Below are 379 nucleotides of genomic sequence, written 5' to 3' on the forward strand. Positions count from 1 at the left end.
ACTTTTTACTAAGGTAGAAATTAAAAATGATTTTCTCCCCTGATACTTTATATCGCCACGTTCCGAAAAATTGGCCGTTTATTATCAAGACCGCCTCGATTTGTCCAGCAATGCGCCAAATCAAACTTGTTTCTTTCTCATTCGCAAGCCAATTCTTTTTCGCATAACTAACAAAAAGTGGATCAAATTTTCCTAGGAGTAAAGGCGTATCCATTTCTTGCTCATCGTGCGTTTCTGTTTTACTATAATAAGTTTTTCCGTCTTCTCCAATATAGCAAAAATAGTTTTCAAGCTGTTTTTCGAGGGTCGTCATGTACTCGCTATTGCGCAAACCGCTCCAATGTTTGAAATCCTGTATTGTCGCTGGTCCGTACGCACT

Annotated in this window: 1 protein-coding gene; it reads right to left on the reverse strand. The window is 38.8% G+C overall.

Going from position 1 to position 379, the window contains the following annotated elements:
- The coding region (locus G8O24_RS47455; RefSeq protein WP_244646441.1) for a DNA glycosylase AlkZ-like family protein at positions 1-331 on the reverse strand (331 nt) is incomplete at its 3' end.
- Positions 332-379 lie beyond the last annotated feature (48 nt).

It is taken from the genome of Bradyrhizobium campsiandrae (assembly GCF_014529705.1).
GTDB classification, from domain to species: Bacteria; Pseudomonadota; Alphaproteobacteria; order Rhizobiales; family Xanthobacteraceae; genus Bradyrhizobium; species Bradyrhizobium campsiandrae.